Source organism: Candidatus Thiothrix putei (genome assembly GCA_029972225.1).
GTDB classification, from domain to species: Bacteria; Pseudomonadota; Gammaproteobacteria; order Thiotrichales; family Thiotrichaceae; genus Thiothrix; species Thiothrix putei.
The window spans coordinates 676242-700518 of the sequence record CP124756.1 but is presented as its reverse complement, the minus strand read 5'-3'; the positions used below and the strand labels follow the sequence as shown (position 1 = coordinate 700518).

Annotated in this window: 23 protein-coding genes, 1 pseudogene and 1 riboswitch; of the genes and pseudogenes, 18 read left to right on the top strand and 6 right to left on the bottom strand. The window is 52.9% G+C overall.

Going from position 1 to position 24277, the window contains the following annotated elements; translation table 11 throughout:
• The first annotated feature begins 7 nt into the window (after window positions 1-7).
• The 3 genes from egtB to QJT81_03635 are packed head-to-tail and all read left to right on the top strand — an operon-like array spanning window position 8 to window position 3337.
• Window positions 8-1234, top strand: coding sequence for an ergothioneine biosynthesis protein EgtB (gene egtB / locus QJT81_03645; GenBank protein ID WGZ95094.1), 1227 nt, complete (start codon window positions 8-10; stop codon window positions 1232-1234).
• The gene (gene egtD, locus QJT81_03640; GenBank protein WGZ95093.1) at window positions 1231-2202 is read left to right on the top strand and encodes an L-histidine N(alpha)-methyltransferase; all 972 of its coding nucleotides are present in this window, start codon (window positions 1231-1233) and stop codon (window positions 2200-2202) included. Before egtB ends, egtD begins: the two co-directional genes overlap by 4 nt.
• 7 nt (window positions 2203-2209) lie before the next feature.
• On the top strand, window positions 2210-3337 hold the full coding sequence (locus QJT81_03635; protein ID WGZ95092.1) for an aminotransferase class V-fold PLP-dependent enzyme: 1128 nt from the start codon (window positions 2210-2212) through the stop codon (window positions 3335-3337).
• Here QJT81_03635 and yrfG read toward each other — a convergent pair.
• Window positions 3323-4000 (bottom strand): GMP/IMP nucleotidase, encoded by a 678-nt coding sequence (gene yrfG, locus QJT81_03630; GenBank protein WGZ95091.1) that lies wholly within the window; start codon window positions 3998-4000, stop codon window positions 3323-3325. The genes QJT81_03635 and yrfG overlap by 15 nt on opposite strands.
• 50 nt (window positions 4001-4050) lie before the next feature.
• Between yrfG and QJT81_03625 the strand changes: the two genes are divergently transcribed.
• Together QJT81_03625 and nudE are read left to right on the top strand one after the other, a co-directional pair.
• Complete coding sequence (locus QJT81_03625; protein WGZ95090.1) at window positions 4051-6066, top strand: beta-propeller domain-containing protein; 2016 nt, start codon at window positions 4051-4053, stop codon at window positions 6064-6066.
• Window positions 6067-6080: 14 nt separating this feature from the next.
• Window positions 6081-6635: an ADP compounds hydrolase NudE gene (gene nudE / locus QJT81_03620; protein ID WGZ95089.1), complete on the top strand. Its 555-nt coding sequence runs from the start codon at window positions 6081-6083 to the stop codon at window positions 6633-6635.
• On the opposite strand, the pseudogene dcm reads toward nudE, so the two are convergent.
• A pseudogene (gene dcm, locus QJT81_03615) lies at window positions 6565-7514 on the bottom strand (DNA (cytosine-5-)-methyltransferase). The gene nudE and the pseudogene dcm overlap by 71 nt on opposite strands.
• Window positions 7515-7593: 79 nt before the next feature.
• On the opposite strand from dcm, the gene cysQ reads away from it, so the two are divergent.
• Window positions 7594-8427: a 3'(2'),5'-bisphosphate nucleotidase CysQ gene (cysQ, locus tag QJT81_03610; GenBank protein ID WGZ95088.1), complete on the top strand. Its 834-nt coding sequence runs from the start codon at window positions 7594-7596 to the stop codon at window positions 8425-8427.
• Here the strand turns inward: cysQ and QJT81_03605 are convergent.
• A complete protein-coding gene (locus QJT81_03605; GenBank protein ID WGZ95087.1) occupies window positions 8419-8814 on the bottom strand; it encodes an SseB family protein in 396 nt (131 codons plus the stop codon). The two genes, cysQ and QJT81_03605, sit on opposite strands and share 9 nt — an antisense overlap.
• Before the next feature lie 178 nt (window positions 8815-8992).
• Between QJT81_03605 and QJT81_03600 the strand changes: the two genes are divergently transcribed.
• The gene (locus tag QJT81_03600; protein WGZ95086.1) at window positions 8993-10465 is read left to right on the top strand and encodes a trypsin-like peptidase domain-containing protein; all 1473 of its coding nucleotides are present in this window, start codon (window positions 8993-8995) and stop codon (window positions 10463-10465) included.
• Between the two features lie 95 nt (window positions 10466-10560).
• Window positions 10561-10719 carry a hypothetical protein gene (locus QJT81_03595; GenBank protein ID WGZ95085.1) on the top strand — a complete coding sequence of 53 codons (159 nt, stop codon included), beginning with the start codon at window positions 10561-10563 and terminating at the stop codon, window positions 10717-10719.
• On the opposite strand, the gene QJT81_03590 is transcribed toward QJT81_03595, so the two are convergent.
• On the bottom strand, window positions 10716-11522 hold the full coding sequence (locus QJT81_03590) for a TatD family hydrolase (protein WGZ95084.1): 807 nt from the start codon (window positions 11520-11522) through the stop codon (window positions 10716-10718). The two genes, QJT81_03595 and QJT81_03590, sit on opposite strands and share 4 nt — an antisense overlap.
• 121 nt (window positions 11523-11643) lie before the next feature.
• Here QJT81_03590 and QJT81_03585 point away from each other — a divergent pair, with 121 nt between their 5' ends.
• From QJT81_03585 to QJT81_03575, 3 genes are read left to right on the top strand one after another with little or no spacing between them, the layout of a single operon-like run.
• Window positions 11644-12459: a DUF2189 domain-containing protein gene (locus tag QJT81_03585; GenBank protein WGZ95083.1), complete on the top strand. Its 816-nt coding sequence runs from the start codon at window positions 11644-11646 to the stop codon at window positions 12457-12459.
• A 1-nt stretch (window position 12460) separates the two neighbouring features.
• Entirely contained in the window at window positions 12461-13000 is a 540-nt protein-coding gene (locus tag QJT81_03580) for a phosphatase PAP2 family protein (protein ID WGZ95082.1), read from the top strand.
• Window positions 12997-13374, top strand: coding sequence for a diacylglycerol kinase (locus tag QJT81_03575; GenBank protein WGZ95081.1), 378 nt, complete (start codon window positions 12997-12999; stop codon window positions 13372-13374). Before QJT81_03580 ends, QJT81_03575 begins: the two co-directional genes overlap by 4 nt.
• Here QJT81_03575 and gdhA read toward each other — a convergent pair.
• Entirely contained in the window at window positions 13367-14704 is a 1338-nt protein-coding gene (gene gdhA / locus QJT81_03570) for an NADP-specific glutamate dehydrogenase (protein ID WGZ95080.1), read from the bottom strand. The two genes, QJT81_03575 and gdhA, sit on opposite strands and share 8 nt — an antisense overlap.
• A gap of 13 nt (window positions 14705-14717) precedes the next feature.
• Window positions 14718-15554: a methyltransferase domain-containing protein gene (locus tag QJT81_03565; GenBank protein WGZ95079.1), complete on the bottom strand. Its 837-nt coding sequence runs from the start codon at window positions 15552-15554 to the stop codon at window positions 14718-14720.
• A gap of 80 nt (window positions 15555-15634) precedes the next feature.
• On the opposite strand from QJT81_03565, the gene QJT81_03560 reads away from it, so the two are divergent.
• From QJT81_03560 to QJT81_03530, 7 genes are all read left to right on the top strand, one after another.
• Entirely contained in the window at window positions 15635-17608 is a 1974-nt protein-coding gene (locus QJT81_03560; protein WGZ95078.1) for a beta-propeller domain-containing protein, read from the top strand.
• A gap of 35 nt (window positions 17609-17643) precedes the next feature.
• Window positions 17644-17789: riboswitch (cobalamin riboswitch) on the top strand.
• Between the two features lie 57 nt (window positions 17790-17846).
• Entirely contained in the window at window positions 17847-19673 is a 1827-nt protein-coding gene (gene btuB, locus QJT81_03555; protein WGZ95077.1) for a TonB-dependent vitamin B12 receptor, read from the top strand.
• An 18-nt stretch (window positions 19674-19691) separates the two neighbouring features.
• A complete protein-coding gene (locus tag QJT81_03550; protein ID WGZ95076.1) occupies window positions 19692-20255 on the top strand; it encodes a hypothetical protein in 564 nt (187 codons plus the stop codon).
• 1 nt (window position 20256) lies between these two features.
• On the top strand, window positions 20257-20907 hold the full coding sequence (locus QJT81_03545) for a diphthine--ammonia ligase (GenBank protein ID WGZ95075.1): 651 nt from the start codon (window positions 20257-20259) through the stop codon (window positions 20905-20907).
• The gene (gene cbiB / locus QJT81_03540) at window positions 20904-21812 is read left to right on the top strand and encodes an adenosylcobinamide-phosphate synthase CbiB (protein WGZ95074.1); all 909 of its coding nucleotides are present in this window, start codon (window positions 20904-20906) and stop codon (window positions 21810-21812) included. The genes QJT81_03545 and cbiB overlap by 4 nt, the downstream gene beginning before the upstream one ends.
• Window positions 21796-22803, top strand: a complete 1008-nt coding sequence (cobD, locus tag QJT81_03535) for a threonine-phosphate decarboxylase CobD (GenBank protein ID WGZ95073.1) — start codon at window positions 21796-21798, stop codon at window positions 22801-22803. Before cbiB ends, cobD begins: the two co-directional genes overlap by 17 nt.
• Window positions 22791-24272: a cobyric acid synthase gene (locus tag QJT81_03530; GenBank protein WGZ95072.1), complete on the top strand. Its 1482-nt coding sequence runs from the start codon at window positions 22791-22793 to the stop codon at window positions 24270-24272. The genes cobD and QJT81_03530 overlap by 13 nt, the downstream gene beginning before the upstream one ends.
• Window positions 24273-24277: the final 5 nt, after the last annotated feature.

Below are 24277 nucleotides of genomic sequence, written 5' to 3'. Positions count from 1 at the left end.
ATGTCAGATGACTGCTGCCCTAGCTTCCGAATACCAACGCATTCGCCACCTCAGCGCGGCGATTTGCGCCCCGCTTGCCCGCGACGATTACCAGTTGCAAAGCATTGTCGAAACCAGCCCGCCGAAATGGCATTTGGGGCATGTGACCTGGTTTTTTGAAACCTTTCTGCTGCAAGCGTTTGTGAAAAATTACCAACCGTTTCGCGCTGAATACAATTACCTGTTCAACTCGTATTACCAAACCGTTGGCTCGATGCAACCCCGCGCCGAACGCGGTTTAATGTCACGCCCAACGGTGGAAGAAGTCTACGCCTACCGTGCTGCGATTGATGAGCGCATGATGGCATTGCTAAGCGACGCTGCCCCCAGTCAAGCGCAAGCCATCGCCGCACGGGTCACGCTCGGCTTGCACCACGAACAGCAACATCAAGAACTGCTGTACATGGACATTAAGCACAATTTCTGGCGCAATCCACTCCGCCCGATTTACCTCCCCAAAACCTTGCCCGTGCAGGAAGCCGCCCCGCTTGAATGGGAAATGCGCGACGGTGGCTTGATTGCAAGCGGTTTCGATGGCGACAATTTCGCCTACGACAACGAACGCCCGCAGCACAAGGTCTGGCTTGAACCCCACCGCCTCGCCTCGCGTTTGACCACCAATGCCGAATACCTCGCCTTCATCGAAGATGGCGGCTATCAACGCGCCGAACTGTGGCTGGCGGATGGCTGGTATTACCGCCAGCAACACGGCTGGCAAGCGCCCTTGTATTGGGAACAGCGGGATGGTCAATGGTACGAATTCACCCTGCACGGTTTCGAGCCGCTCAACCTTGCCGCACCCGTTGCTCACACCAGCTATTACGAAGCCGATGCTTTCGCTCGCTGGTCAGGCAAACGCTTGCCACTGGAAGCCGAACTCGAACACCAATTGCGCGAATTGCCTATCACCGGACACTTTACCGACAGCAATACCTTCCACCCGCAAGCAGGCACGGGGCAACACTACGGCTCGCTGTGGGAATGGACAGCTTCGCCCTACACCGCCTACCCGCGTTTCCAACCGCTGGAAGGCAGCATGGGCGAATATAATGGCAAATTCATGTGCAACCAGTGGGTCTTGCGCGGCGGGGCGTGTATCACGCCACCCGACCACATTCGCCCCACCTACCGAAACTTTTTTTACCCCCACGACCGCTGGCAGTTCAGCGGTATTCGTCTCGCGGAGGACGTATGAACGCTATTTGCCCCAAAGCCACCAAGGTCAGCTTCCACGATTACCAGCCAGAGTTGGACAATTTCCGGCAAACCGTGCTGCACGGGCTGGCGCACGAACACAAACAGATTCCGCCGAAATTCTTCTACGATGAACGCGGCTCGCAATTGTTTGAAGCGATTTTGGAACAGCCGGAATATTACATTCCAAACGTCGAAAAGCAGTTGTACCGCGATTATGCGGCGGACATGGCGGCGTTGATCGGTGCAGACTCCGTGCTGATCGAACCGGGTAGCGGCAGTTGCGAGAAGGTGCAGTTGTTGCTGGATGCGTTGCGCCCTGCGGCGTATGTGCCGATGGATATTTCCGGCGATTTTCTGCGCCAATCGGCAGCGACCTTGGGGGCAGCGTTCCCGTGGTTGCACGTTCATGCGGCGTGTTTGGATTTCACCCGCGAATTGCACTTGCCACAAAACGTACCCGCTGGGCGGCGCGTGGTGTTTATCCCCGGCTCTAGCTTGGGCAATTTCGATTTACCGGAAGCACAGCATTTTCTGTTCAATATTGCGCAATTGGTTGGCAAAGGCGGCGGCTTGTTAATTGGGGTAGATCGCAAGAAAGATAAAACGGTGCTGGAAACTGCGTATAACGATGCGGCAGGTGTGACGGCGGCGTTTAATCTGAATTTGTTGGTGCGTATTAATAACGAGTTGGAAGGTACGTTCGACCTCGACCAGTTTGCACATTATGCGTGCTACAACGAGGCGATGGGGCGGATTGAGATGCACCTGACCAGCCAGCAAGACCAACAAGTACAGGTATCGGGCAAAACTTTCCACTTTGCACAAGGCGAACGGATTCATACCGAAAACTCCTACAAATACCACCCGGAAGAGTTCATCGCATTGGCAACAGCGGCAGGCTTCAAATGTGAGCAACATTGGACAGATGCTGCTAACCTCTTCGGCATCTATTACTGCACCGTGTGAGCCTGTCATGCCAACACCTGAAAGCCGCTTCCCTGCCCTGCAAAACTGTTTGTATTTGAATCACGCGGCGGTAGCCCCCTGGCCGCAAGTCACCGCCGATGCTGTGCAAGCCTTTGCCGCCGAAAACGCCCGCCAAGGCACGCTCAATTACCCGCACTGGCTGACGGTGGAACAAGCCTTGCGCGAACAAGCACGTGAATTGCTGAATGCCCCCGCAGCAGGCGATATTGCGCTGGTAAAAAACACCTCGGAAGGTTTGTCATTTGTCGCCTACGGATTGGACTGGCGTGAAGGCGATAACGTGGTGGGGATTCGTCAGGAATTTCCTTCCAACCGCTATGTGTGGCAATCGCTGGCAAGCCAATGCGTGGAGTTTCGCCAATTGGATTTGAACGACCATCCCGATGATCCCGAAACGGCGTTACTGGCATTGTGCGACGCCCGTACCCGTTTGCTCAGCATTAGTGCCGTGCAATACGCCAACGGCTTGCGCATGGATTTGGCAAAGATCGGGGCATTTTGCCGCGCCAAGGGCATTCTGTTTTGTGTGGATGCGATTCAACAAATCGGTGCAATCCCGTTTGATGTGCAGCAAGTGCAAGCTGACTTTGTAGTGGCAGATGGACACAAATGGATGTTAGGGGCGGAAGGCTTGGCACTGTTTTACGTGCGCCATGAGGTGTTGGAATCTTTGCGCTTAACCCAATACGGCTGGCACATGGCAGAAGGTTTAACCGATTACACGATGGAAGACTACCAGCCTGCGCTGGATGCACGGCGATTTGAATGCGGCAGCCCGAATATGCTGGGGATTCATGCGCTGCACGCCAGCCTTGGGGTATTGCTAGAAACAGGCATGGAAACGGTGTGGGAACAGCTAAGTGCGCGGGTACAGTATTTGCTGGACGGTTTGCAAGCCTTGCCGGATATGGAAATTCTCAGTGATACGCGGGCGGAACGGCTTTCGGGTATTGTTACCTTCCGTTCGCGCACGCGCACCAATGCCGAACTGTTCCAGCACCTGCAAAATAATGGCGTATTTTGTGCGCAACGCGGTGGCGGGATTCGCTTTTCACCGCATTTTTATACGCCGTTCAGCCAGCTAGAACAGGTACTTCACTTACTCAATGCCTGACATAAGTTGTGTGTAACATTCCACTGCCGTGAATTCCTGCGTGTCTTTGGGTGGTTGCTGCGAGTCAGGCTGGTGAATCGCCAACAGATACTTCACGCCATGCGCTTGCGCCGCCCGCAGCACATGCAGATTGTCATCAATGAATAAGGAATGAGCAGGATCATAGACCTCCACTTCGCTTAACTTCTGCCAAAAATCAGGGTGCTCTTTGGGTAAGCCAAGGGAATGCGAGGTGATAATGTGATCAAAATACTGCTCTAAGGCCACATAGCCGAATTTCATCCCCACGCTTTTTTGGTGTGCATTCGTGAGTAACACCACCCGCTTGCCGCGTTTATGCAGGGATTCTAAAAAGCGTTCGACATGTGCCCGAATCTGGATACGATCCGCTACCTCGTGTTTGAGTGCCACCAAGTCCGTTCCCAAATGATTTTGCCAATAATCAAGGCAATACCACTCCAGCGTACCCTCCATTTCGGTGTAACGTTGATGCAAATAGGTACGAACTTCATCCGGCGTTGCGCCGCGCTGCGCGGCAAGGCGCACGGGCAAATGTTCTAGCCAAAAATGGTTGTCGAAATGCAAATCCAACAACGTGCCATCCATGTCCAGAAACACGGTGTTTATCTCATGCCAATTTAAATCTATTGCGTTATAATTCATTTTATGGGCTTCCACATACCACTAAAAATCGCATCATACCGGAGGATAATATGAAAAATCTGCATTTGCTGGGACTAAGCCTTTCCATCGCCGTGTTACTCGCTGGCTGTGGCGGCGGCGGTGTCAGCGGAAATAATCCCTCGAATACCGTCAGCAAACCCGCGTTAAAACAAGCGACCTCTAATGCCGAGCTAGAAGCCTTAATTAAAAAGCAAATGTTGGCAATCTACGGCACAACGCGCCCAGAAGTTTACCCCGTTGCCTACACGACAGGCAGCAGCAACTCGGCTCCCGACAGTGCCGCAGGTTCGACTCAAAGTTTTTCCAGCACCAATACCCAAGAAACCTCAGTCGATGAAGCCGACCGCCTGAAAACCAATGGTAATTATCTCTACACCGCCGCCCTCGACAAACCCATTGTGCGCATTTTCAAAGCAAATCAGGCGACGACACAAGCAGTAGCCGAACTGCCCTTGAGCAACGACACCAACACCGTGCTGACCGGGCTTTATCTGGATGGCTCACACTTGGCAGCTCTCGCTGAAGACCAACAACAAGTGGGCATTTGGGACGGTTGGTTTACGCCCAGCTATTGGCGCAACCAACAAAGTCAGGTGCACTTACTCAATGTTGCTGATCCTGCTGCCCCGGCCCAGACCAGTAAGCTAACCCTAGAAGGACAGATGATCAGCAGCCGACGCATCGGTTCGACCCTCTACCTCGCCACCCGCCATACACCCACCCTCAAAGGTTTAATCGAGTACCCGACAACGGACACCGAAGCTGCCGCCAACCGTGACTTGATCAACCAAGCGACACTCAGCGACTTTTTACCCGATTACCGCGTCAATGACGGCACAGGGCAAGAGCTGTTTGCTGCCGATGATTGCTTTATGACGCAATACAATGGCAAAGATGACTATCAAACCAGCATCATCAGCCTCTTGACCCTCGACTTGACTAGCAGCAACCCCATCCCTCAAGGCAAATGTTTCGCCGGTGATACTGAGACCTTGTACGCCTCCAGTGAGGCTATTTATTTAGCGACTACGCATTACAACTACACCACTGCACAAGTCGCTGACGCAACCGTCAGCAATACTGTTACCAACTATGACACCGCGATTACCACCGACTTGCATAAATTCTCCCTCGCCAACGGCATTACCTACCAAGGCTCAGGGCGCGTCAATGGGCACTTAGGCTGGCAACAAGACCTAAAGCCCTTCCGCATGAGTGAGCACAACGGTGTATTGCGCTTGATCACTTACACCGGTAGCTGGTCAAATCGCACTGCTTCCCCCGCCAGTTTGTATACGCTGCAAGAAAATACAGCGACCCAATCACTGGATATTCTCGCGAAACTGCCCAATGACACGCGCCCCGCACCGCTCGGCAAACCGGGTGAACAAATTTATGCGACACGGTTTCTTGGTGACAAAGGCTATTTAGTGACGTTCCAAACCACTGACCCGTTGTATTTGCTGGACTTGTCTAATCCGCGTGACCCATTCATCGCCAGCGAACTGCAAATTGATGGCTATTCCGACTACCTGCATCCGGTTGGCAACCACTATTTATTGGGGATTGGTAAAGACGCAGTAGCCGTTGCCGGAGGTGATGAGGGACGTGGCGCATGGTATCAAGGTGTGAAACTTTCCCTCATCGACATCAGCAACCCAGCCGCCCCGTATGAGAAAGAAAAGATCATTATTGGCAAACGCGGTACAGAAACCGGTGTTTCCCAAAGTCATCACGCGTTAACCACTTTGCAGCAAGGTAATAACCTGCAATTAGCCTTACCCGTTAGCTTGCATGAATCTGCCCCCAGTTACGCACCATCTGGGCCAAGTACCCACTATAGCTGGACACAAGACGAACTCTACCGACTCAACATCAACACCGTCACGGGTACTATGCAGGCACTGCCCCCCATCGTCGGCACTGTTAAAAATAGCGCCGACATTTACGGCTATTCCTACCAATGGCCTTATGACCGTTCGGTGATGATCGACACTTATGTACATTACCTGCACGGTGACAAGGTGATTAGTCAAGCCTGGTAGGTTAGAATCTGGGTATGCAAAAACCACCCAAGATTCATGCCATACACTCGGTCACTAGCAGCCGCTTATTTCACGTGGAGGAAATCCACTTGGAATTCAGCAACGGTGAACGCCGCATTTACGAGCGCCTTGCCAACCGTGGCAATGGCGCAGTGTTGATCGTGCCGCTGCTGAATGACGACACACTACTGCTCATTCGCGAATATTCGGCAGGAACCGGGCGCTACGAACTCGGCTTCCCCAAAGGCAAAGTCGAACGCGGCGAAGATGTCCTCGACGCTGCCAACCGCGAAATCATGGAAGAAGTCGGTTACGCATCGCGTGACTTGCACGTGTTGCGGCGGGTCAGCCTTTCTCCCGGCTATATGCAACATCACACCCACTTGATTCTTGCCCGCGATCTTTACCCTCATCGCGTTGACGGTGATGAACCCGAACCGCTAGAGGTCGTGCCTTGGAAATTGTCTGACGCTGCCAACTTACTGTTGCAGGATGATTTCACCGAAGGGCGCAGTTTGCTGGCGCTGTATCTGGCACAAGATTGGCTACGCACTCATACCATTGAGTAGGAAAATACCACCGTCCTACATCACCTTGGAGTGAGGCTTGCCATTCGGCATCCACTGCTAATACTCGCCGCCCAATCCATTCCACCACATGCACACACACCGCGTTGCCTACGGCGCGGTATCTATTGCTGTCCACCCCGCTGGAAATCCCTGAAGTATCTCGCACTCGGAAGGCATCAAGCGTCTGACAGACAGCATCGGCACTTCCCCGGCTGTCGAGGGTGTAAGATTCGCCGTCGTTGCGGTAGCCTTTGGCTTGGGGGCCTGCACTGGGTTTTCTGCCAATACCCGCGTGCTGGATAGCGTAGCAATCTGCTTCCTGATCGCTGCCTCCAAATTCTCCGGCAATGGCTTCTTTCTGACCGATGCCCGCACGAGCAGCGATTGCAAGTGGCCCTCGTTCAAAAAGTACTTCAGCGGAGCGGAGGTTTCCAAAACTTGCGACAAGGTAGACACGGCGACGGCGTTGGGGTGTTCCAAAATATTTTGCATCGAATACTCGCCACGAAACGCCGTACCCGAGTTCATCCAGCTTTTCGAGGAGAACCCGGAAATCTTTGCCTTCATGGCTGTTAAGCAGACCGGGGACATTTTCGATAATGACCCAACGGGGTTTTCGAGCGGCAATGAGTGCTGCATATTGAAAGAACAATCCACTGCGTTCACCTGCTAATCCTTTACGTTTGCCTTGATTGGCCAGCGATAAATCCTGACAAGGGAAACCGCCGCACCACACCTCGGTATCAGCCGGAATATCGTCAACCGTCATCTGATTAATATCGCCAAATAGTGGCACATCCGGCCAATGCTTTTTTAACACTTGCTGGCGAAGGTACTAATTTCACACTGAACCACCACCTGCATTCCTGCACGTTCCATACCCAAATCAAAACCACCGATGCCAGCGAAAAATGACGCAACTTTTAACATAACAACTTTTGCTTAAGACTATCTGAGCATGATAGCCTCCCAACGCGAAACACATCAACAGGGAAACCACATGGACTTGCCTAACCTCCTCCACGCCACCGTCCGTATTGCTCAAGAAGCAGGCGATAAAATCATGGCTGTATACAACACGGTCGACTTCGCGGTGGAGCATAAACATGACGATTCACCCCTCACGGCTGCGGATATGGCCTCACACCATCATATTGTCGATGCACTGAAGGCATTAACGCCCGACTATCCTATACTTTCAGAAGAATCCGCACAGTTACCCTTTAGCGAACGCAGCCAATGGCAAACCTACTGGCTGGTTGACCCGCTGGACGGAACCCGCGAATTCGTCAAACGCAACGGTGAATTCAGCACCCTGATTGCATTAGTACATAACAATCAAGCCATTCTCGGTGTTGTTCACGCCCCCGCATTAAACGAAACCTGGTTTGCGCACCAAGGCGGCGGCGCATTCAAGCAAATGAACGGGGAAACCCTCCCAATCAGCACCCGCACCACCAGCAAGCCGCTCAAAGTCATGGGCAGCAAATCGCACCGTGACCCAATCATGCCGCAGTTTTTGGAACGCATTGGCGAACACGAGTACGCAGTGATGGGCAGCATACTCAAAGCCTGTCGCGTTGCTGAAGGTTCGGCGGACATTTACCCACGCCTCGGTTTAACCTCTGAATGGGATACTGCCGCCGCACAAATCATTGTGGAAGAAGCCGGTGGGTATTTCACCCGCACCGACATGCAACCCATGCGCTACAACACCAAAGACTCCATGCTCAACCCGCATTTCTTTGTATTCGGCAAGGACTACCACGACTGGTCGCAGTATTTAGTGTAGGTTTTGCAACATTCCCACTTCCAGATCAATCCCCAACTCATGGTCGGGGTTGATCGAAATGCTATAACCCACACCGACTTTCTCAATAATCCACTTAAACTCCGCCAATAAACCGCCGCCGTAGCCTGGGAAATCGCGTACAAACGCCTTGGCACGATCCGGGCTGGTGAATAAAATCAGGATTTTATTGCCTGCGTCATCATCCAAGGTCAGTGGCACTGCCTGATCACTGGTGGTCGGCTGCAAACCGCCAATCTGGTGCTTTTCATAAATCGGCATGAATAGCGTCACTTCCAACAATTGTTGAATAAAAGTATCGCCCTCCAATTCGCCCGCTAAGGCTTTCACTAGCAGCTCTTCGGCTTCGTTCATCGTTTGTGGAGTCATCGTAGTATCCTAGTATGAGTAATGCCCTAGAGGGTAATCAATCCCCTCACCGTGCACAATGACCCGCAAGAAGTATAATGACAAACCTGAAAGCCTGTTTTTAAGGCGGGAAAATAATCATTCCTGTTGATTCTACGCTACAATATGCCTTCATTATTTGCCTACTTGAGCCACACTTATGCCTACCCTGTTTCGCGCCCTCTATCACAGCAGCCGATACCTGCTAACCGCAGTATTATTATTCATCACCTTCCCCACTATGGCGGATGAACCGCCAACGCAAGACATACTGGAAAACTCCATCGTCAAAATTTATGTCACTAGCAAAGCCCAAACCAGTTATTCCCCCTGGAATGCGGATAGCATCGCTTCCAGCGGCTCCGGCTTTATCATTGAAGGCAAGCGTATCCTCACCAATGCACACGTAGTTGCCGATCATATTTTTGTCGAAATCCAACGCGATGGCACGCCCAAACGCTACCAAGCAACCGTCGAGTATGTATCGCATGAAATGGATATTGCCGTCCTCAAAATTAAAGACGAAACGTTCTTTGCCAAAGGCAACCCCCTCACCTTGGGCGAACTCCCTGATATTCACCAAGAAATCATGGTGCATGGCTTCCCCATTGGTGGTGACACCCTCAGTACCACACGTGGGATTGTGTCACGTATTGAATACATGCCTTATGTTCACAGCGGTCTGTCTTACCAAGCCATCCAGATAGACGCAGCGATTAATCCCGGCAACAGTGGTGGCCCTGCGATTATCAATGGCAAAGTGGCAGGCATGGTGATGCAAAAATCTGATGAAAGTGCCGAAAATATCGGTTACATCATCCCCACCGTCATGATCAACCGCTTCCTCACCGACATAGCGGATGGCAAATACGACGGCTTCCCCTCATTTTCAGTGGAAATACAAAATCTGCTTAGCCCAACCCTAAAACAAAAATACCAATTAAATGAGGAACAAAGTGGCGTCCTCATTAGCAAAGTCTGTGCGAACACTTCCGCTGAAAAAGTGCTACAAGAAAATGATGTCATTACCCATATTGACGGCAAAAACATTGACGATGACGGCACAGCACTGCTAACCCAGCGCAAAACCATTAACTTTCAACATTATCTCGACTTGCATCAAGTAGGGGACACGCTAACCTTGGACATCGTGCGTAATGGCAAACCGCAACAGGTCAAACTGCTGTTAGATAAGGCTGATGAAAGCGATTACACCTACGACAAAGAACCGCGCTACGTCATTTATGGTGGTTTTGTCTTCGTGGCTAGCGACGTCTACGAAGGCTGCCAAACCCGTGAAGACTATGATGAGCGTAAAGATAAAGACAAAAAAGATGATATTAGTATCACCCAAGTACTGGCAGCCTCCGGCAACTTAGGATTTCACGACCTCTCATCATTGAGTATCAAAAAACTCAATGGTGAACGTTTCAACACCTTTGAAGAGTTCTACAAACGTTTACGCAGTAGTACGACCCCCTTCATCATTTTAGAAGACTATTCCGGCTACGAAGTCGCGATTGACCGCAAACTCGCTGACAGTGAGCACGACGACATCATGGAGCAATACAGCATTCACAAAGATCGCTCCAAAGACGTCGCTGCTTGGGATAAAGAACTTGCCCAACAGTAAGCCAATATTGATGGGAAAATTTTGTGATGGAACCGGCACAACACTGCTATCCTCCACTACACTATTTCACTTTACTGAATTGGATAGATACTATTATGAAAAACACCAATTTTTGGCTGGGTAACGGCTTGCTGGCCTTAGCCTTATTGATACTGGTTTTCATGGGCACACTGTCAGAAATGCTCGGCATCGGCGCGGTCATTTTATGGATGGGCGTCGCTGCCGCAGGCACGTATTTTATTATGAAAAGCTAATTACCGTAGAAGAACAGCTCCACGCTATTCTTCCACACCTGCGGCAACAATGTTTCTAACGGCACACCTTTCACCGCAGCCACCTGCTCGGCAATAAACGGCAAATACTTCGGCTCATTCTTATGCCCACGGTAAGGAATCGGTGTCAAATACGGCGCATCAGTTTCAAACAGAATTTGCCCGATGGGCGTGATACTAATAATTTCACGCACATTGTCCGCCGCTTTAAACGTGCTAATACCGTTAAAGCCCAGACAAAAGCCTTCCCCAAGGCAATATTCCGCCAACCCCTTCCCCGACGTGAAGCTGTGAATCACCCCTCGCTTCGGCATTTGTCCCACGAACTGACGCAAAATGGCTTGCGTATCCTCATCTGCCTCGCGGGTATGCACCACAATCGGCAAGCTCAGATCAATCGCTATCTGCAACTGGCGCTCGAAGGCATCGCGCTGTTTGGCTCGATCCGAATAGTCGTAATGGTAATCCAACCCGATTTCGCCAATCGCTAGTATCTTCTCGTGCAACGCATTGGTGCGAATTTGCGCATCCACCGCGTCGCTGTAATCGTTGGCATCGTGGGGGTGAATGCCCTGTGTTCCCCAGACTTGCGGGTAGTGCTGCACCAACGCCATGACTTTTTCCAGATTATCTGGCGAAACCGCAATGGTAATAATACGTTCAACATTCACCTCGCGGGCGGCTTGCAAAGCAGCGTCCAGCGCGTCACCTTCCAAATAATCCAGATGGCAGTGGGTTTCGATAATCGAGTGCTCGAAGACAGGAATAGCACGTTTTTTAGACATAAATTTTCCGTATTTCCATAAGGGTTTGTTGTCGTTGAGAATTTTTCACACTACATTGATTCCAATCCCTAGTAAAACGTTAGGGTATTAACCAACAAAGTGTTCTCACAGGAGGTTTACCATGGCACAGATTGCAAGTAAATCGGCTGGGGTTTCCAGTGCTCCTCACGCCGAACAATTATTCAAAAGTTACCCCGTCCAACACGTTGAACCTGCCGCGATTATGCGTTGGCTGCGGCAAGGCTGGGCGGATATGAAAGCCAACCCTTCAGCCAGTTTAGCTTACGGAATTATGTTCGCCATAGTCGGTATTCTAATGAGCATCGTCTCAGCTGCTAACCCGGCGTTTTTTGTGGCAGCCAGCACCGGCTTTTTACTGGTAGGCCCTTTCCTTGCCTTAGGCTTGTATGGCTTGAGTCATCAAATTGAACAGGGGCAAGCTCCGCGCTTCTGGTCATCTCTCCGTGGTATTCGGGAAAATGCTATTAGCCTTGGGCTATATGCCGTGGTATTGGGAATGATGATGGTATTTTGGGTGCGCTTATCAGCCGTCATCACCGGTATTTTCTTTAACCAAATGTCGGTCGATATGGCGGGTTACGCAGGGCTATGGAATGCTTTAATCACCATGGAACAGGGCTGGATGTTTATTCTGGCCTTCTTTGGTGTAGGGCTATTGTTTGCGTTGTTTGCGTTTATGACGGGTGTGGTGACAGCCCAGATGTTGTTGGAACGTAAGGTGGATATTGTGACAGCAGCGACCACCAGTGTGCGTGCCGTTTTCAAAAGCCCGTTGACCATGCTGCTGTGGGCACTCACCATCACCGTCGTTATTGGCCTAGGGATTGCAACCTTTGATCTCGGTTTGATTATTGCGATGCCCTTGATTGCCCATGCGAGTTGGCACGCTTACCGCGACATGGTGCAGGAAAAATGACATGCTAAACGTCTTGGATAGCCAGATCTTGGGCATTTTCCACGGTTTGCGCTCCCCGTATCTGGATCATTTTTTTGCATCTGTTACCTGGTTAGGGTCGCTGTGGTTGTTAGTACCCCTGAGTGCGTTAGGTATTGTGGTGGTATGGCGTTTGGGATATGCCCCCGTGCTATCGTTACACAGCACGTATTTGCCTGCGGTGTTACTGCTGGCAAGTGCGTTGGCTTTTGCGCTCAAGGCGTGGTTTGAACGTCCACGCCCAGCGTTGTTTGAGACATTGACCGCGATGCCGGTAGATTCGGCATTTCCCAGTGCGCATTCGGCACAAGCCGCCGCGTTTTTTGTGGCACTGTGGTTTTTGTTACCACCTACGCTGCGGGTCGGCGGGGGCATTGTCTTCGCGGGTGTTGTGATCGCGGTGATGATGTCTAGGCTATATTTGCAAGTGCATTGGCCGAGTGATGTGCTGGTCGGTGCACTGCTGGGAATTGCCTGTGCAGTGATATTACGTGTGGTATTTTTGCCAAAGGTTTACGCATGAAGAATAAATTTCTCGGCACCGGAGATGCGGGTTATCACCCCTTGCGGAAATTTCGCACCGTGTTATCCGGCCTGAGTTACGCAGTCAAATACGATTTTAGTGTCACCTACAAACTCGTGCTGTCAGTGATCGTATTGATCGTGGCCTTCGCCTTCAGAGGCTGGGTGGATTTTCTCATGGTATTGGTAGCCACCACCTTAGTACTCATGGCGGAACTGTTCAACAGCGCGATTGAAGCACTCTGTGACTTTGTGGAAGAGCGTCACAATGAAAAAATCAAAGTGATCAAAGACATCGCCGCCGCTGCGGTCGGCGTGTCTATTCTGTTGTGGGTCATCGTGATCGGGATGGAACTCTGGAGCATGATCAAATAACGCCTTGCGCCAACATCGCATCGGCTACTTTCACAAAACCCGCAATATTTGCCCCTGCCAGGTAATTGCCCGCCTGCCCGTAAGCCGCTGCGGTCTCCACGCATTGCTGGTGGATATTCACCATAATCGAATGCAATTTGCTATCTACTTCACCGCGTGTCCAACTCATGCGCAGCGCATTTTGGCTCATCTCCAACCCCGACGTTGCTACCCCTCCCGCATTCGCCGCCTTACTCGGCGCAAACAAAATCCGCGCCGCTTGAAAGCGTGCTATCGCCTCCAAGGTGCTCGGCATATTCGCGCCTTCGCACACCAGCGTGCAGCCATTTGCCAGCAAGGTATCGGCATCGTCTGCGGTCATTTCATTCTGGGTCGCGCACGGAAACGCGCAATCACACGGCAATCCCCACGGGCGCTTACCGGGCAAATACTGCGCAGGAAACTGCTCAGCGTATTCGCTAATACGCCCGCGCCGCACATTCTTGAGTTCCATTACCCACGCCAGTTTTTCCACGTCAATGCCCGTTGGGTCGTAAATCGTGCCATCCGAATCCGACAAGCTGATCACCTTCGCGCCTTGTTCATGCAACTTAGCGACCGCGTGTTGCGCCACATTGCCGGAACCGGAAACGGTACACACCTTGCCTTCTAATGTCGTATGTCGGGTATGCAGCATGGCTTGGGCAAAATACACCACCCCGTAACCCGTGGCTTCTGGGCGAATCAGCGAGCCACCCCAGTTCACCCCTTTGCCGGTTAGTACGCCGGTAAATTCATTGCGAATGCGGCGGTATTGACCAAACAAAAAGCCGATTTCACGCGCCCCCACGCCAATATCACCGGCGGGCACATCCGTTTCCGCGCCAATGTGCCGCTGCAATTCGGTCATGAACGACTGGCAAAAACGCATCACTTCCGCATCCGATTTGCCTTTGGGGTCAAAATCCGCGCCGCCCTTGCCCCCGCCCATTGGCAAAGTGGTTAACGCATTTTTAAACACTTGCTCAAAGCCCAAAAACTTCAAAATGCTGGCATTCACGCTAGGGTGAAACCGCAAGCCGCCTTTGTAAGGGCCAATCGCGCTATTGAATTGAATGCGAAACCCACGATTCACCTGCACCTGCCCCGCATCATCCACCCAAGGCACGCGGAATAGAATTTGGCGCTCCGGCTCGACCATACGCTGCAAAATGCCCGCATCGCGCAAATCCGGGCGCCTGTCGAGCACTGGCGCTAACGATGCCAGCACTTCATGTACCGCTTGGTGAAATTCTGGCTCATGGGGATTGCGGCGTTTTACCGTTTCGATCACGTCTTGAATCACAGTCATTGGCTACATCCGCTCAGTTAATCACTTTGCGCATCATCCGCACGGCAAAATCCACCGTCAAATTCAATGACGCTAAGTGGTGGCAATCGGCTTGTTTTGCGGCACTCGCTGACCAGTAATACGGGGTCATGTGCAACAATGCCGCAATACTTGCCTGATCCGGCAAGGTGACAGGGTAATTCACCGACAATGGCGGGCATTCCTGCATCCCATCCAGCGGCGGCAATTCCTCCACCGTATGCGGTTGCGGCGTGTCGTAAATCAACTGGCGCAACTCGAACAAATGTTGGGCGGCAGGGTATGCCCACAAATACAGCCCGCCCGGTTTCAACACGCGCACAATCTCCGCTTCAGAGGCAGGCGCAAACACGCGCACCAACACATCCACCGATGCATCCGCCAACGGCACAGCAAAGCTAGAAGCCACCGCGAATGACAACGCTGGGTACTGTTTCGCCGCCAGCCGCATCGCTGCCCGCGAAATATCCGTGCCGTAGCCTTGCACGTTAGCACCGAGGGATTGCACGAGTTGGTTGAGGTAATAGCCTTCGCCACAGCCTGCATCCAACACTGTCAGCGCTTGCTCCGTGTCAGGGAAATGCTCACGAATCGCCGCCACCAATGCCATTGCCAACGGCGCGTAAAATCCCTGTTGCAGGAAATAGCGACGGCTATCCAACATCGCTTTGTTGTCACCGGGGTCAGCCGAATGCTTGCGGTTAACCAACAGCAGGTTCACGTAACCTTCTTTCGCACGGTCGAAACTGTGGCGGTTGGCACACACCCAAGTACGCTCGACCAAAGTCAGCGATTCATTACATAACGGACAACGCCAAAACACGGGATTCATGCGGTATATCACCTTCACAATGGAACTGTTGGACTAGAATATGATCATAAGCGAGATAAAATGCAAACAAGGGAGTCGCCATGAAAACAACAACATTCGCCCGCTTTTTACCTGTACTCTATGTACCTTGGTTAATTTCCTGCGCCTCGTTAGACGCACCGATTGATAACGACAACGGGGGATTACAGAAAACCAACGCCGCAGAATTACGCGATTACTTGCTGAAATCCTATCAGCAACCTCGCTATTCCCCGTCACTGGGAGCGCCTGTCGCAGCGCCTGCGCCTGCTGCCGCATCTGTTGCCGCCAGAGCGCCTGCTTTTTCCACCACCAATCTGCAAGAGCGCGGGGTCGATGAAGCTGACCTCATTAAAACCGACGGTCGCCATGTCTACGCCATCGGCGCACCCAATAACCAGCATTACCAAGACAACACCCTGCGGATTATGCAGATCAACGACGGCGGCAAAAACCTACAAGAAGTCAAACGCCTGACCCTGCCCGAAGGCAGCAGCCTGCAAAATCTTTACCTCGCCGGTAAACAACGCCGTCTGGTGACACTAGGCAATGCGTATCAAGCCATGCCTGTTCCCATGCCGATGCCCGCCGGAACAGCGCGTATGATGCCACCACCTTACATGATGCCGCGTCCACAACAAACAGAATTGAACTACATAGACGTGCGCCAGCCTGAAAAAGCCGCGTCCACCCTGCAAGTGCAATTGGATGGCAATCTCAACGCCAGTCGCCGCGTGGGTGATACGCTGTATCTGGTATTGCAAAGTTACCCACAAATCAACATGAATAGCGGGCTGGATAAACTCACCGCACAAGACTTTCTGCCTACCTATCGCACCGCTGATGGTAAAACAGGCTCATTGGTCACGGCGGATGATTGCTACGTCAACCGCCCGCCCAAGACGGCTGATGCGGATTCCGGCTATTACAGCAACAATATTATCAGCGTGGTCGCCGTTGACTTGAACGCCGCCGACTTCCGCTTCAAAAGCCGTTGCTACGTGGGCAATACCGACACCTTGTACGCCTCACCGCAAGCGCTCTACCTTGCCACCACCGACTACCAATACAACCAAGCGCAAGGCGCTCGCAGCAATACCGGCATTCATAAGTTTGCGTTCACCGGCACTGACATTGCTTACCGTGGTAGCGGCTTCGTGCCGGGGCATTTGAGCGGGCAGGAAGCCTCCTTCCGTTTCAGCGAACAGGATGGCTATTTGCGCGTCATTACCCAAAATGACCAATTCAGTGACCCATCAATGGCGATTACCGCCCCTTACGGCAAATCGCCCGGCATTCTCAGCATCCTCAAAGAAGGCGGCAAAGACGGTTTGCAACTGGTCTCACAATTGCCCAACCGCAAGCGCCCGCAACACATCGGCAAACCCGAAGAACAGCTTTACGCTTCGCGCTTTGTCGGTGATCAGGCGTATTTAATCACCTTCCGCAGCACTGACCCGCTGTATGTGCTGGATTTGACCAACCCGCAAGATCCGTACATCGCAGGCGAGTTGGAAATCCCCGGCTTCTCTGACTACTTGCACCCCGTCGGCAAACACTTGCTGCTGGGCATTGGCAAAGATGCGCTGCCCGACCCACAGGGTGAGTTCCGGGGCGCATGGTATCAAGGCATGAAACTTTCCCTGTTCGACACCAGCAAACCGGGTGAGATGAAAGAAGTCGATAAGCTGATTCTCGGCAAACGCGGCACCGATTCCGCCGCGCTGCACGATCACCATGCGGTTAGCGTGTTGCCCGTGGGTACGGATTTGCGGGTAGCGTTGCCGATTAAGTTACACGATACCCCGCAAGCAGGAATGCAGGGGCAACCGTCCGATTATTACGGTCACACCCAAACCGGGCTGTACCGGTTTGAAGTGGATAAAGCTGCCAAGAAGATCCGTCAGTTGCCCCCGCTGATTACTGAGCGTGGGCGCGAAGAATATTGGAGCTACCCGCAGAATGACCGCAGCGTGATGATTGGCGATTACGTGCATTACTTCCACAATGGGAATTTCTGGTCGCAACGCTGGTAATGCGAAAGGTTTGACTCTGCTGGAATAATCCCGTAGTTTGCCTCTCCTGTTCAGGTGCGCTTCATCGTTTTCGGGAAGCGTTAAACGGGAAGTGGGTGCAAGCCCCACACTGCCCTCGCAACGGTAAGCAGGTTCAATCAACCTGATAAGTCCGATACCGGCCTGACAAGGCGCGACTCTAGCGAGTCGTCTTCACACACGTGCGCGATGGGCGCATCGTTACGGAAATCCATACCCCATGAAATTATCCCCTCTTGCCGCGCAGTTCGGCACTGTTACCCTTTGCCTGTTGGCATCCCCGCTGGTATTGGCAGAAGATGCCACCACCCTCGATGAAATCGTTGTCACGGCTGACCGCAAAGCCCGTACCGTTGACGAAACCTTAGCCCCCGTCAGCATTATTACCCGTAAAGACATTGAGCACTATCAGGCGACGAGTGTGCCGGAAGTATTGCGGCGTTTACCCGGTATTACCCTGAGCAACAGCGGTGGCGTAGGCAAAGCGACCTCGGTATTTATCCGGGGCACGAATTCCAGCCACGTCTTGGTGCTGGTTGACGGCATTAAAATGGGTTCAGCAACCACGGGTACGGTGGCATTTGAAGACTTGCCACTGGATCAGGTAGAACGTATCGAAGTCGTGCGTGGCCCGCGTTCCAGCTTGTACGGGTCGGAAGCGATTGGTGGTGTCATCCAAATTTTCACCCGCAAAGGCGGCAAGGGTTTCCAGCCGGAAATCAGCATCAGTGCAGGCAGTAACAATACTCAAAAAGCCAACGTCAATCTGGCGGGCGGTAATACGACAACCTGGTACAACCTCAATGCAGGCACGGAACAAACCGACGGTTTCAACGCCACCGCCAATAATAAAGAGCCAGATGCCGATGGTTACGAACGCGACAGCGTTGCTTTGCGTGCCGGACACCGCTTTGCCAATGGCACGGATGTAGACGTTTCCCTGTTGCAAGCGCAAGGCAACAATGATTACGACGGCGCTTTCGGCAACCAAGGCGAGTTTGTGCAGCAAGCAGTCAGTGGCAAGTTGCGCCACACACTGGGCGATCAAGCCGTGCTGACCGCGCAACTTGGGCAGTCAAAGGACGAAAGTGACAACTTCAAGGACGGTGATTTCAAAAGCCGTTTTAACACCACCCGCACGACAGCAACCGTGCAAGCTGATGTACAAATCACCAGCAACAGTTCTTTGACAGTCGGCATTGACCAGCAAAACGACAAGGTGGACAGCAACACGACCTACGATGTGACTAGCCGCGACAATACGGGGGTATTTAGCAGTTATCAGCACTCAATCGGCACAACTCAATTCGATGTTTCGGCGCGTCATGATGACAATGAACAATTTGGCAAGCATACCACTGGCAGCGTGGCGGTCGGGCGTGATTTCAACAATGGAATGCGCGTGACAGCAGCTTATGGCACGGCATTCAAAGCCCCTACCTTCAATAATTTGTACTTCCCGTTCAGTGGTGATGCCAGCTTGCAGCCGGAGGAATCCCAAAATGTGGAAGTAGGCGTTTCTGGCAAAGCCGCCAGTGACAAAGTGCGTTGGTCAGCCAATGCCTTCAGTAACACCATCGACAATTTGATTAGCTACCCACCGCCGACCTACAAGGTCAGCCAAACCGACAAGGCACGGATTCAAGGCGTGGAACTGAGTGCCGGAACGCAATTGGCAGGCTGGGAGGTGAACACCAATCTTACCCTCCAGAAACCAGAAAACCGCAGCGGTGTGGATGCGGGTAATAACCTGATACTCCGCCCCGAACGGCTTGCCAGCATGGATATTGACCGTGACCTTGGCAAATTCCGCGTGGGTGCAACAGTACGTGGCGAAAGCCAGCGTTATACCGATACCGCCAATACCGAGAGCAAAAAGCTTTCGGGTTATGGCACGTTGGACTTACGCGCCGATTACCAAGTTGCGAAAAGCTGGACGGTCGGGGCAAAACTCAGCAACGTATTGGACAAAGATTACCAAACCAACAACGGCTATAATCAAGACGGTGTTAATGGTCTGGTGACGGTTAAATACGCACCGAAGTAACGTTAAGGAGATACGATAATGTTTACACTTTCTACTAAAAATCAATGGCTGGTTGGTAGCATTCTGCTGCTGGCAATGCTTGTTACCCGCGCTCATATCACGGATCACTTGCTGGATGCGTCGTGGGCGGTGTTTTTCCTTGCTGGATTTTACCTGCGCAATGTACTGGCATTCGGGGTGTTCATGGCAACCGCAGTCGCCATTGATTACGTGGGTATTACCAAGTTTGGTGTCAGCGATTTCTGTGTATCACAGGCGTATGTGGCACTTGTTCCCGCGTATGGGGCGCTGTTTATAGCAGGGCGTTGGTTGGCTGGGCATTATCAAGGTGAAACGCTGGCAACCTTGGGCAAACTGGTGTTGGCTGTCGTGGTTGGCTTTGCAGTGTCGGAACTCATTTCCAGTGGTAGTTTTTACTCCCTCTCCGGCAAGTTTGCTGAGTTGAGCGTCGCAGAATTTGGCAGCCGCTTGCTGAAATACGCGCCACATGGTTTGTATGTGACTGGCCTGTATGTCACGGTTGGCACATTCGTACACGTTGCGGTGTCGATGGTGAACCGCTCATTGGCGCACGGCAAGTAACATGAAACTGATCAGTTCATGGAGCGGGGGCAAGGATGCTTGCCTCGCCTTGTATCGCGCGATGCAGGCAGGGCATCAGCCGCAAGCATTGCTAACGATGCTGGAAGCGGACGGTTCACGCACCCGCGCCCATGCCCTACGTCCAGAAGTATTGCAGCAACAGGCGGCGGCAATGGGCTTGCCCTTGATCACGCCGTCGGTGACGTGGGAAGGGTATCGCCCGGTGTACGTCCAAGCCTTGAGCGAAGCCAAACAGCAAGGGGCTGAAGCTCTGATTTCGGGGGATATTGACCTTCAGGCACACCGCGAATGGCTGGAACAGGTGGGCGAAGAGGTGGGTCTAGCTGTGCTATTTCCGTTGTGGGAAGACGCACACTCGGCACTACTGGCGGAATTTCATGCTGTTGGTTTCACCACGCACATCATTGCTGTCAAGCAAGGCGTGTTGGATGAAAGCTGGTTAGGGCGTAAGCTGGATACTGCCGCTATGCAGGAACTGGATGCTATCGGTGTGGATGTTTGCGGCGAAAGCGGCGAATTTCATACTTTTGTGACCGATGGGCCGTTGTTTTCATACCCACTGAAAATACAGGCATTGGGTAATTTCACCGGCGAATACAACTACACCTTCCTTGATTTCACGCTGGCATGAGCCTGTCTCTTTGCTTGCTTGCCCCTGCTGTATTGCTCGATCGGCTGTTAGGCGAACCCCCGCGTTTTCACCCGCTGGTCGGCTTCGGCAAGCTGGCGGATTGGCTGGAATCCCACTTCAATAACCGCAGCATTCACTACGGCATACTGGCGTGGTGTTTGGCTGTGTTGCCTTTCAGCGTTGCCGTTTGGTGGCTGGATACGCTCATCGGTGGACTTTGGCTTAGTGTGCTGTGCGGTTGGTTGGCGATTGGCTGGCAAAGCCTGCGCCAACACGCCCAGTGGGTGCAACAAGCACTGCTGGCGGATGATTTACCGCAAGCACGGCAAAAAGTCGGTTGGCTGGTCAGCCGCGACACCTCCCAACTCGATAGCCCCCAGATCAGCCGTGCCTGCATCGAATCGGTGCTGGAAAATGGCAGCGACGCGGTGTTTGCCCCCTTGTTTTGGCTAATGATCGGCGGTGCGCCAGCAGTCATGTTGTACCGCCTGAGTAATACGCTGGATGCGATGTGGGGTTATCGCAATGAACGTTTTGAGCGTTTCGGCAAGTGGGCAGCGCGGGTGGACGATGTGTTGAACTGGATTCCGGCACGCTTGACCGCGTTAACCTATGCGCTATGCGGGAATGTTGCCACTGCGCTGCAAGCGTGGCGTACCCAAGGCAGCCGTTGGTACAGCCCCAACGCGGGGGTGGTGATGGCAGCGGGAGCGGGTGCATTGCAGGTACAACTTGGCGGCGATGCGGTGTATGCGGGGCAAACCAAAGCCCGCCCATCACTCGGTGCGGGTGCAATACCGGACGCATCCGCGATTACCCGCGCTATCGGCTTGCTGGATCGCGGCGTGTATCTGTGGGCGGTGCTGTCATTAATCACAGGAGGAATGCTTGTTTTCTTCACATGAACACGGTGGGCAATTGCGTGCTGCCAGCCGCACTTTTGGCATCCCACTAAAAAACTGGCTGGATTTATCCACGGGTATCAGCCCTTGGCCTTACCCTTTATCGCCCGTTCCGCCTGAATGTTGGCAGCGTTTACCGGAAACGGATGATGGGCTGGAAAGCATTGCCGCCCGCTATTACGACCACACAGCGCCAGAAAACCTGTTGCCGGTCGCTGGTACGCAGCAAGCTATCCGCCTGCTGCCCACCGTGCTGGGGGGGAACAAACGGGTCGGCATCCTCAGCCCCGCTTACCGCAGCCATTATCAGGCGTGGCAAGCGGCTGGGCATCAGGTGCAGGAAATTGCCCCCGATACGGTGGAGGCGCATTTGCCGCAACTGGATGTGCTGGTTGTTGTCAACCCCACCAACCCGACTGCACGGTATTACGATGCTGACATCCTCTGGAACTGGCTGCTGGCTTTGCGCCGACATGACGGCTGGTTGGTGGTTGATGAAGCCTTCATGGACGCTTGGGATGACAGCCTGATCCGTTTCTGGAAAACGCCGCCACAACAGTTGGTGGTATTGCGTTCCCTTGGCAAGTTTTTCGGGCTGGCAGGTGTGCGCCTTGGTTTCGTGTGGGCAAAGCCTGAATGGTTACAACAACTGGCAGCGTTGCAGGATGACTGGTCAGTTAGCCACCCTGCACGTTGGGCGGGCAAGCAGGCGTTGGCAGATGCGGCTTGGCAACAGCAGCAAACCATACGACTGGTCAAGGCTTCTGCCCGCTTGCAACGGCTGCTGGCAAAGCATTATGGCGTAGCGGTCAGTAGCACCCAGCTATTCGCTTACGTACCCTTGCCAGCGGCGCAACAGGAATTTGTCCGTTTGGCGCAGTTGGGGATACTGGTGCGTTTGTTTCAACACCCACCTGCCCTGCGGTTTGGCTTACCGGCTTCCGAAAGCCAATGGCGGCGGCTCAAACAAGGAATTCAATCATGCCCACATTAATGGTGCAGGGCTGTACGTCGGATGCGGGTAAAAGCACGCTGGTGGCGGGGCTATGCCGCGTCTTCAAACGGCGTGGTTTATCCGTCGTACCGTTCAAGCCGCAGAACATGGCGTTAAACAGTGCGGTGACCCCCGATGGCGGCGAAATCGGGCGGGCGCAAGCCTTGCAAGCACAAGCAGCGGGCGTTATCCCCAGTGTCCACCTGAATCCCGTGCTGCTTAAGCCGAATACCGACACGGGGGCGCAAGTTATCTTGCAAGGGCATTCTATCGGCAATCTTGAAGCCCTCGATTACCACAGTTACAAACCCAAGGCAGCGGCGGCGGTGTTTGATTCCTATGCGCGGCTGTGTGCGGAATACGATTATGTGTTGGTGGAAGGCGCGGGTAGCCCGGCGGAAATCAATTTACGTGAGGGCGATATTGCCAATATGGGCTTTGCGGAACAGGCGGATTGCCCGGTGATTTTGATTGCGGACATCGACAAAGGTGGCGTATTTGCGCATTTGGTAGGTACGTTGGCGCTATTGTCTGAAACGGAACAGGCGCGGGTCAAAGGCTTTGTGATCAATCGGTTTCGCGGCGATATTGCGTTATTGCAAGGCGGGTTGGATTGGTTGGAAGCGTATACGGGCAAACCGGTGCTGGGCGTATTGCCGTATTTGCATGGGCTGCATTTGGATGCGGAGGATGCCGTGCCGGAGAATACCCCCCATCCCCAGCCCTTCCCCCGCAAGGGGGGCAGGGAGCTAAGAGTCGTTGTGCCACGCTTGCCGCATATTAGTAATCATACGGATTTTGAGCCGTTGCGCTTGCATCCGCAGGTGGATTTTCAGTACGTGGGGCATCTGGAAAGCATTCCGGCAGCGGATTTGATCATTTTACCGGGTAGCAAGAATGTTGGATTTGACTTGGCCTGGTTGCGCTCGCAAGGCTGGGAAAGCGCGATTCAGCGGCATTTACGTTATGGCGGGAAGGTGATTGGTATTTGCGGTGGCTTGCAAATGCTAGGGCAAGCAATTCACGACCCGCACGGTATCGAAGGTCAACCTTGTAGCCACACGGGGTTGGGTTTACTCGACTTTGAAACGACCTTGCAGCCTGAAAAGCAATTAACCAACCGACGTGGCACACTTGCCCCTCCCCTGACAAAGGGAGATCAGCAGGGGTTTCTGCAAGGCTACGAAATTCACTGCGGCATTAGCACCGGCAGGGCGTTGGAGCATCCCGCTGTGTATTTGGATGGGCAGCCGGATGGGGCAATGTCGATAGATGGACAGATCATCGCGACTTACTTACACGGTCTGTTTGATTCACCTGATACCCTACAAAGCTTGCTGGAATGGGCAGGGCTACCCGTAACACAAACGTTTGACATCAATGCCGTGCGTGAACAGCAACTGGAGCGCCTTGCCGATACGTTGGAATCACACCTTGCCATACAAGCCGTATTCGACTTGCTGGATTAAACTGG

What these genes read in the sequence shown, in the direction of transcription:
- QJT81_03625 (WGZ95090.1), top strand. Translation starts at nt 4,051, where the DNA reads ATGAAAAATCTGCATTTGCTGGGACTAAGCCTTTCCATCGCCGTGTTA.
- QJT81_03545 (WGZ95075.1), top strand. Translation starts at nt 20,257, where the DNA reads ATGAAACTGATCAGTTCATGGAGCGGGGGCAAGGATGCTTGCCTCGCC.
- QJT81_03530 (WGZ95072.1), top strand. Translation starts at nt 22,791, where the DNA reads ATGCCCACATTAATGGTGCAGGGCTGTACGTCGGATGCGGGTAAAAGC.
- nudE (WGZ95089.1), top strand. Translation starts at nt 6,081, where the DNA reads ATGCAAAAACCACCCAAGATTCATGCCATACACTCGGTCACTAGCAGC.
- btuB (WGZ95077.1), top strand. Translation starts at nt 17,847, where the DNA reads ATGAAATTATCCCCTCTTGCCGCGCAGTTCGGCACTGTTACCCTTTGC.
- cbiB (WGZ95074.1), top strand. Translation starts at nt 20,904, where the DNA reads ATGAGCCTGTCTCTTTGCTTGCTTGCCCCTGCTGTATTGCTCGATCGG.
- egtD (WGZ95093.1), top strand. Translation starts at nt 1,231, where the DNA reads ATGAACGCTATTTGCCCCAAAGCCACCAAGGTCAGCTTCCACGATTAC.
- QJT81_03550 (WGZ95076.1), top strand. Translation starts at nt 19,692, where the DNA reads ATGTTTACACTTTCTACTAAAAATCAATGGCTGGTTGGTAGCATTCTG.
- QJT81_03600 (WGZ95086.1), top strand. Translation starts at nt 8,993, where the DNA reads ATGCCTACCCTGTTTCGCGCCCTCTATCACAGCAGCCGATACCTGCTA.
- QJT81_03560 (WGZ95078.1), top strand. Translation starts at nt 15,635, where the DNA reads ATGAAAACAACAACATTCGCCCGCTTTTTACCTGTACTCTATGTACCT.
- egtB (WGZ95094.1), top strand. Translation starts at nt 8, where the DNA reads ATGACTGCTGCCCTAGCTTCCGAATACCAACGCATTCGCCACCTCAGC.
- cysQ (WGZ95088.1), top strand. Translation starts at nt 7,594, where the DNA reads ATGATAGCCTCCCAACGCGAAACACATCAACAGGGAAACCACATGGAC.
- QJT81_03590 (WGZ95084.1), bottom strand. Translation starts at nt 11,522, where the DNA reads ATGTCTAAAAAACGTGCTATTCCTGTCTTCGAGCACTCGATTATCGAA.
- yrfG (WGZ95091.1), bottom strand. Translation starts at nt 4,000, where the DNA reads ATGAATTATAACGCAATAGATTTAAATTGGCATGAGATAAACACCGTG.
- QJT81_03605 (WGZ95087.1), bottom strand. Translation starts at nt 8,814, where the DNA reads ATGACTCCACAAACGATGAACGAAGCCGAAGAGCTGCTAGTGAAAGCC.
- QJT81_03635 (WGZ95092.1), top strand. Translation starts at nt 2,210, where the DNA reads ATGCCAACACCTGAAAGCCGCTTCCCTGCCCTGCAAAACTGTTTGTAT.
- QJT81_03585 (WGZ95083.1), top strand. Translation starts at nt 11,644, where the DNA reads ATGGCACAGATTGCAAGTAAATCGGCTGGGGTTTCCAGTGCTCCTCAC.
- gdhA (WGZ95080.1), bottom strand. Translation starts at nt 14,704, where the DNA reads ATGACTGTGATTCAAGACGTGATCGAAACGGTAAAACGCCGCAATCCC.
- QJT81_03595 (WGZ95085.1), top strand. Translation starts at nt 10,561, where the DNA reads ATGAAAAACACCAATTTTTGGCTGGGTAACGGCTTGCTGGCCTTAGCC.
- QJT81_03575 (WGZ95081.1), top strand. Translation starts at nt 12,997, where the DNA reads ATGAAGAATAAATTTCTCGGCACCGGAGATGCGGGTTATCACCCCTTG.
- QJT81_03580 (WGZ95082.1), top strand. Translation starts at nt 12,461, where the DNA reads ATGCTAAACGTCTTGGATAGCCAGATCTTGGGCATTTTCCACGGTTTG.
- QJT81_03565 (WGZ95079.1), bottom strand. Translation starts at nt 15,554, where the DNA reads ATGAATCCCGTGTTTTGGCGTTGTCCGTTATGTAATGAATCGCTGACT.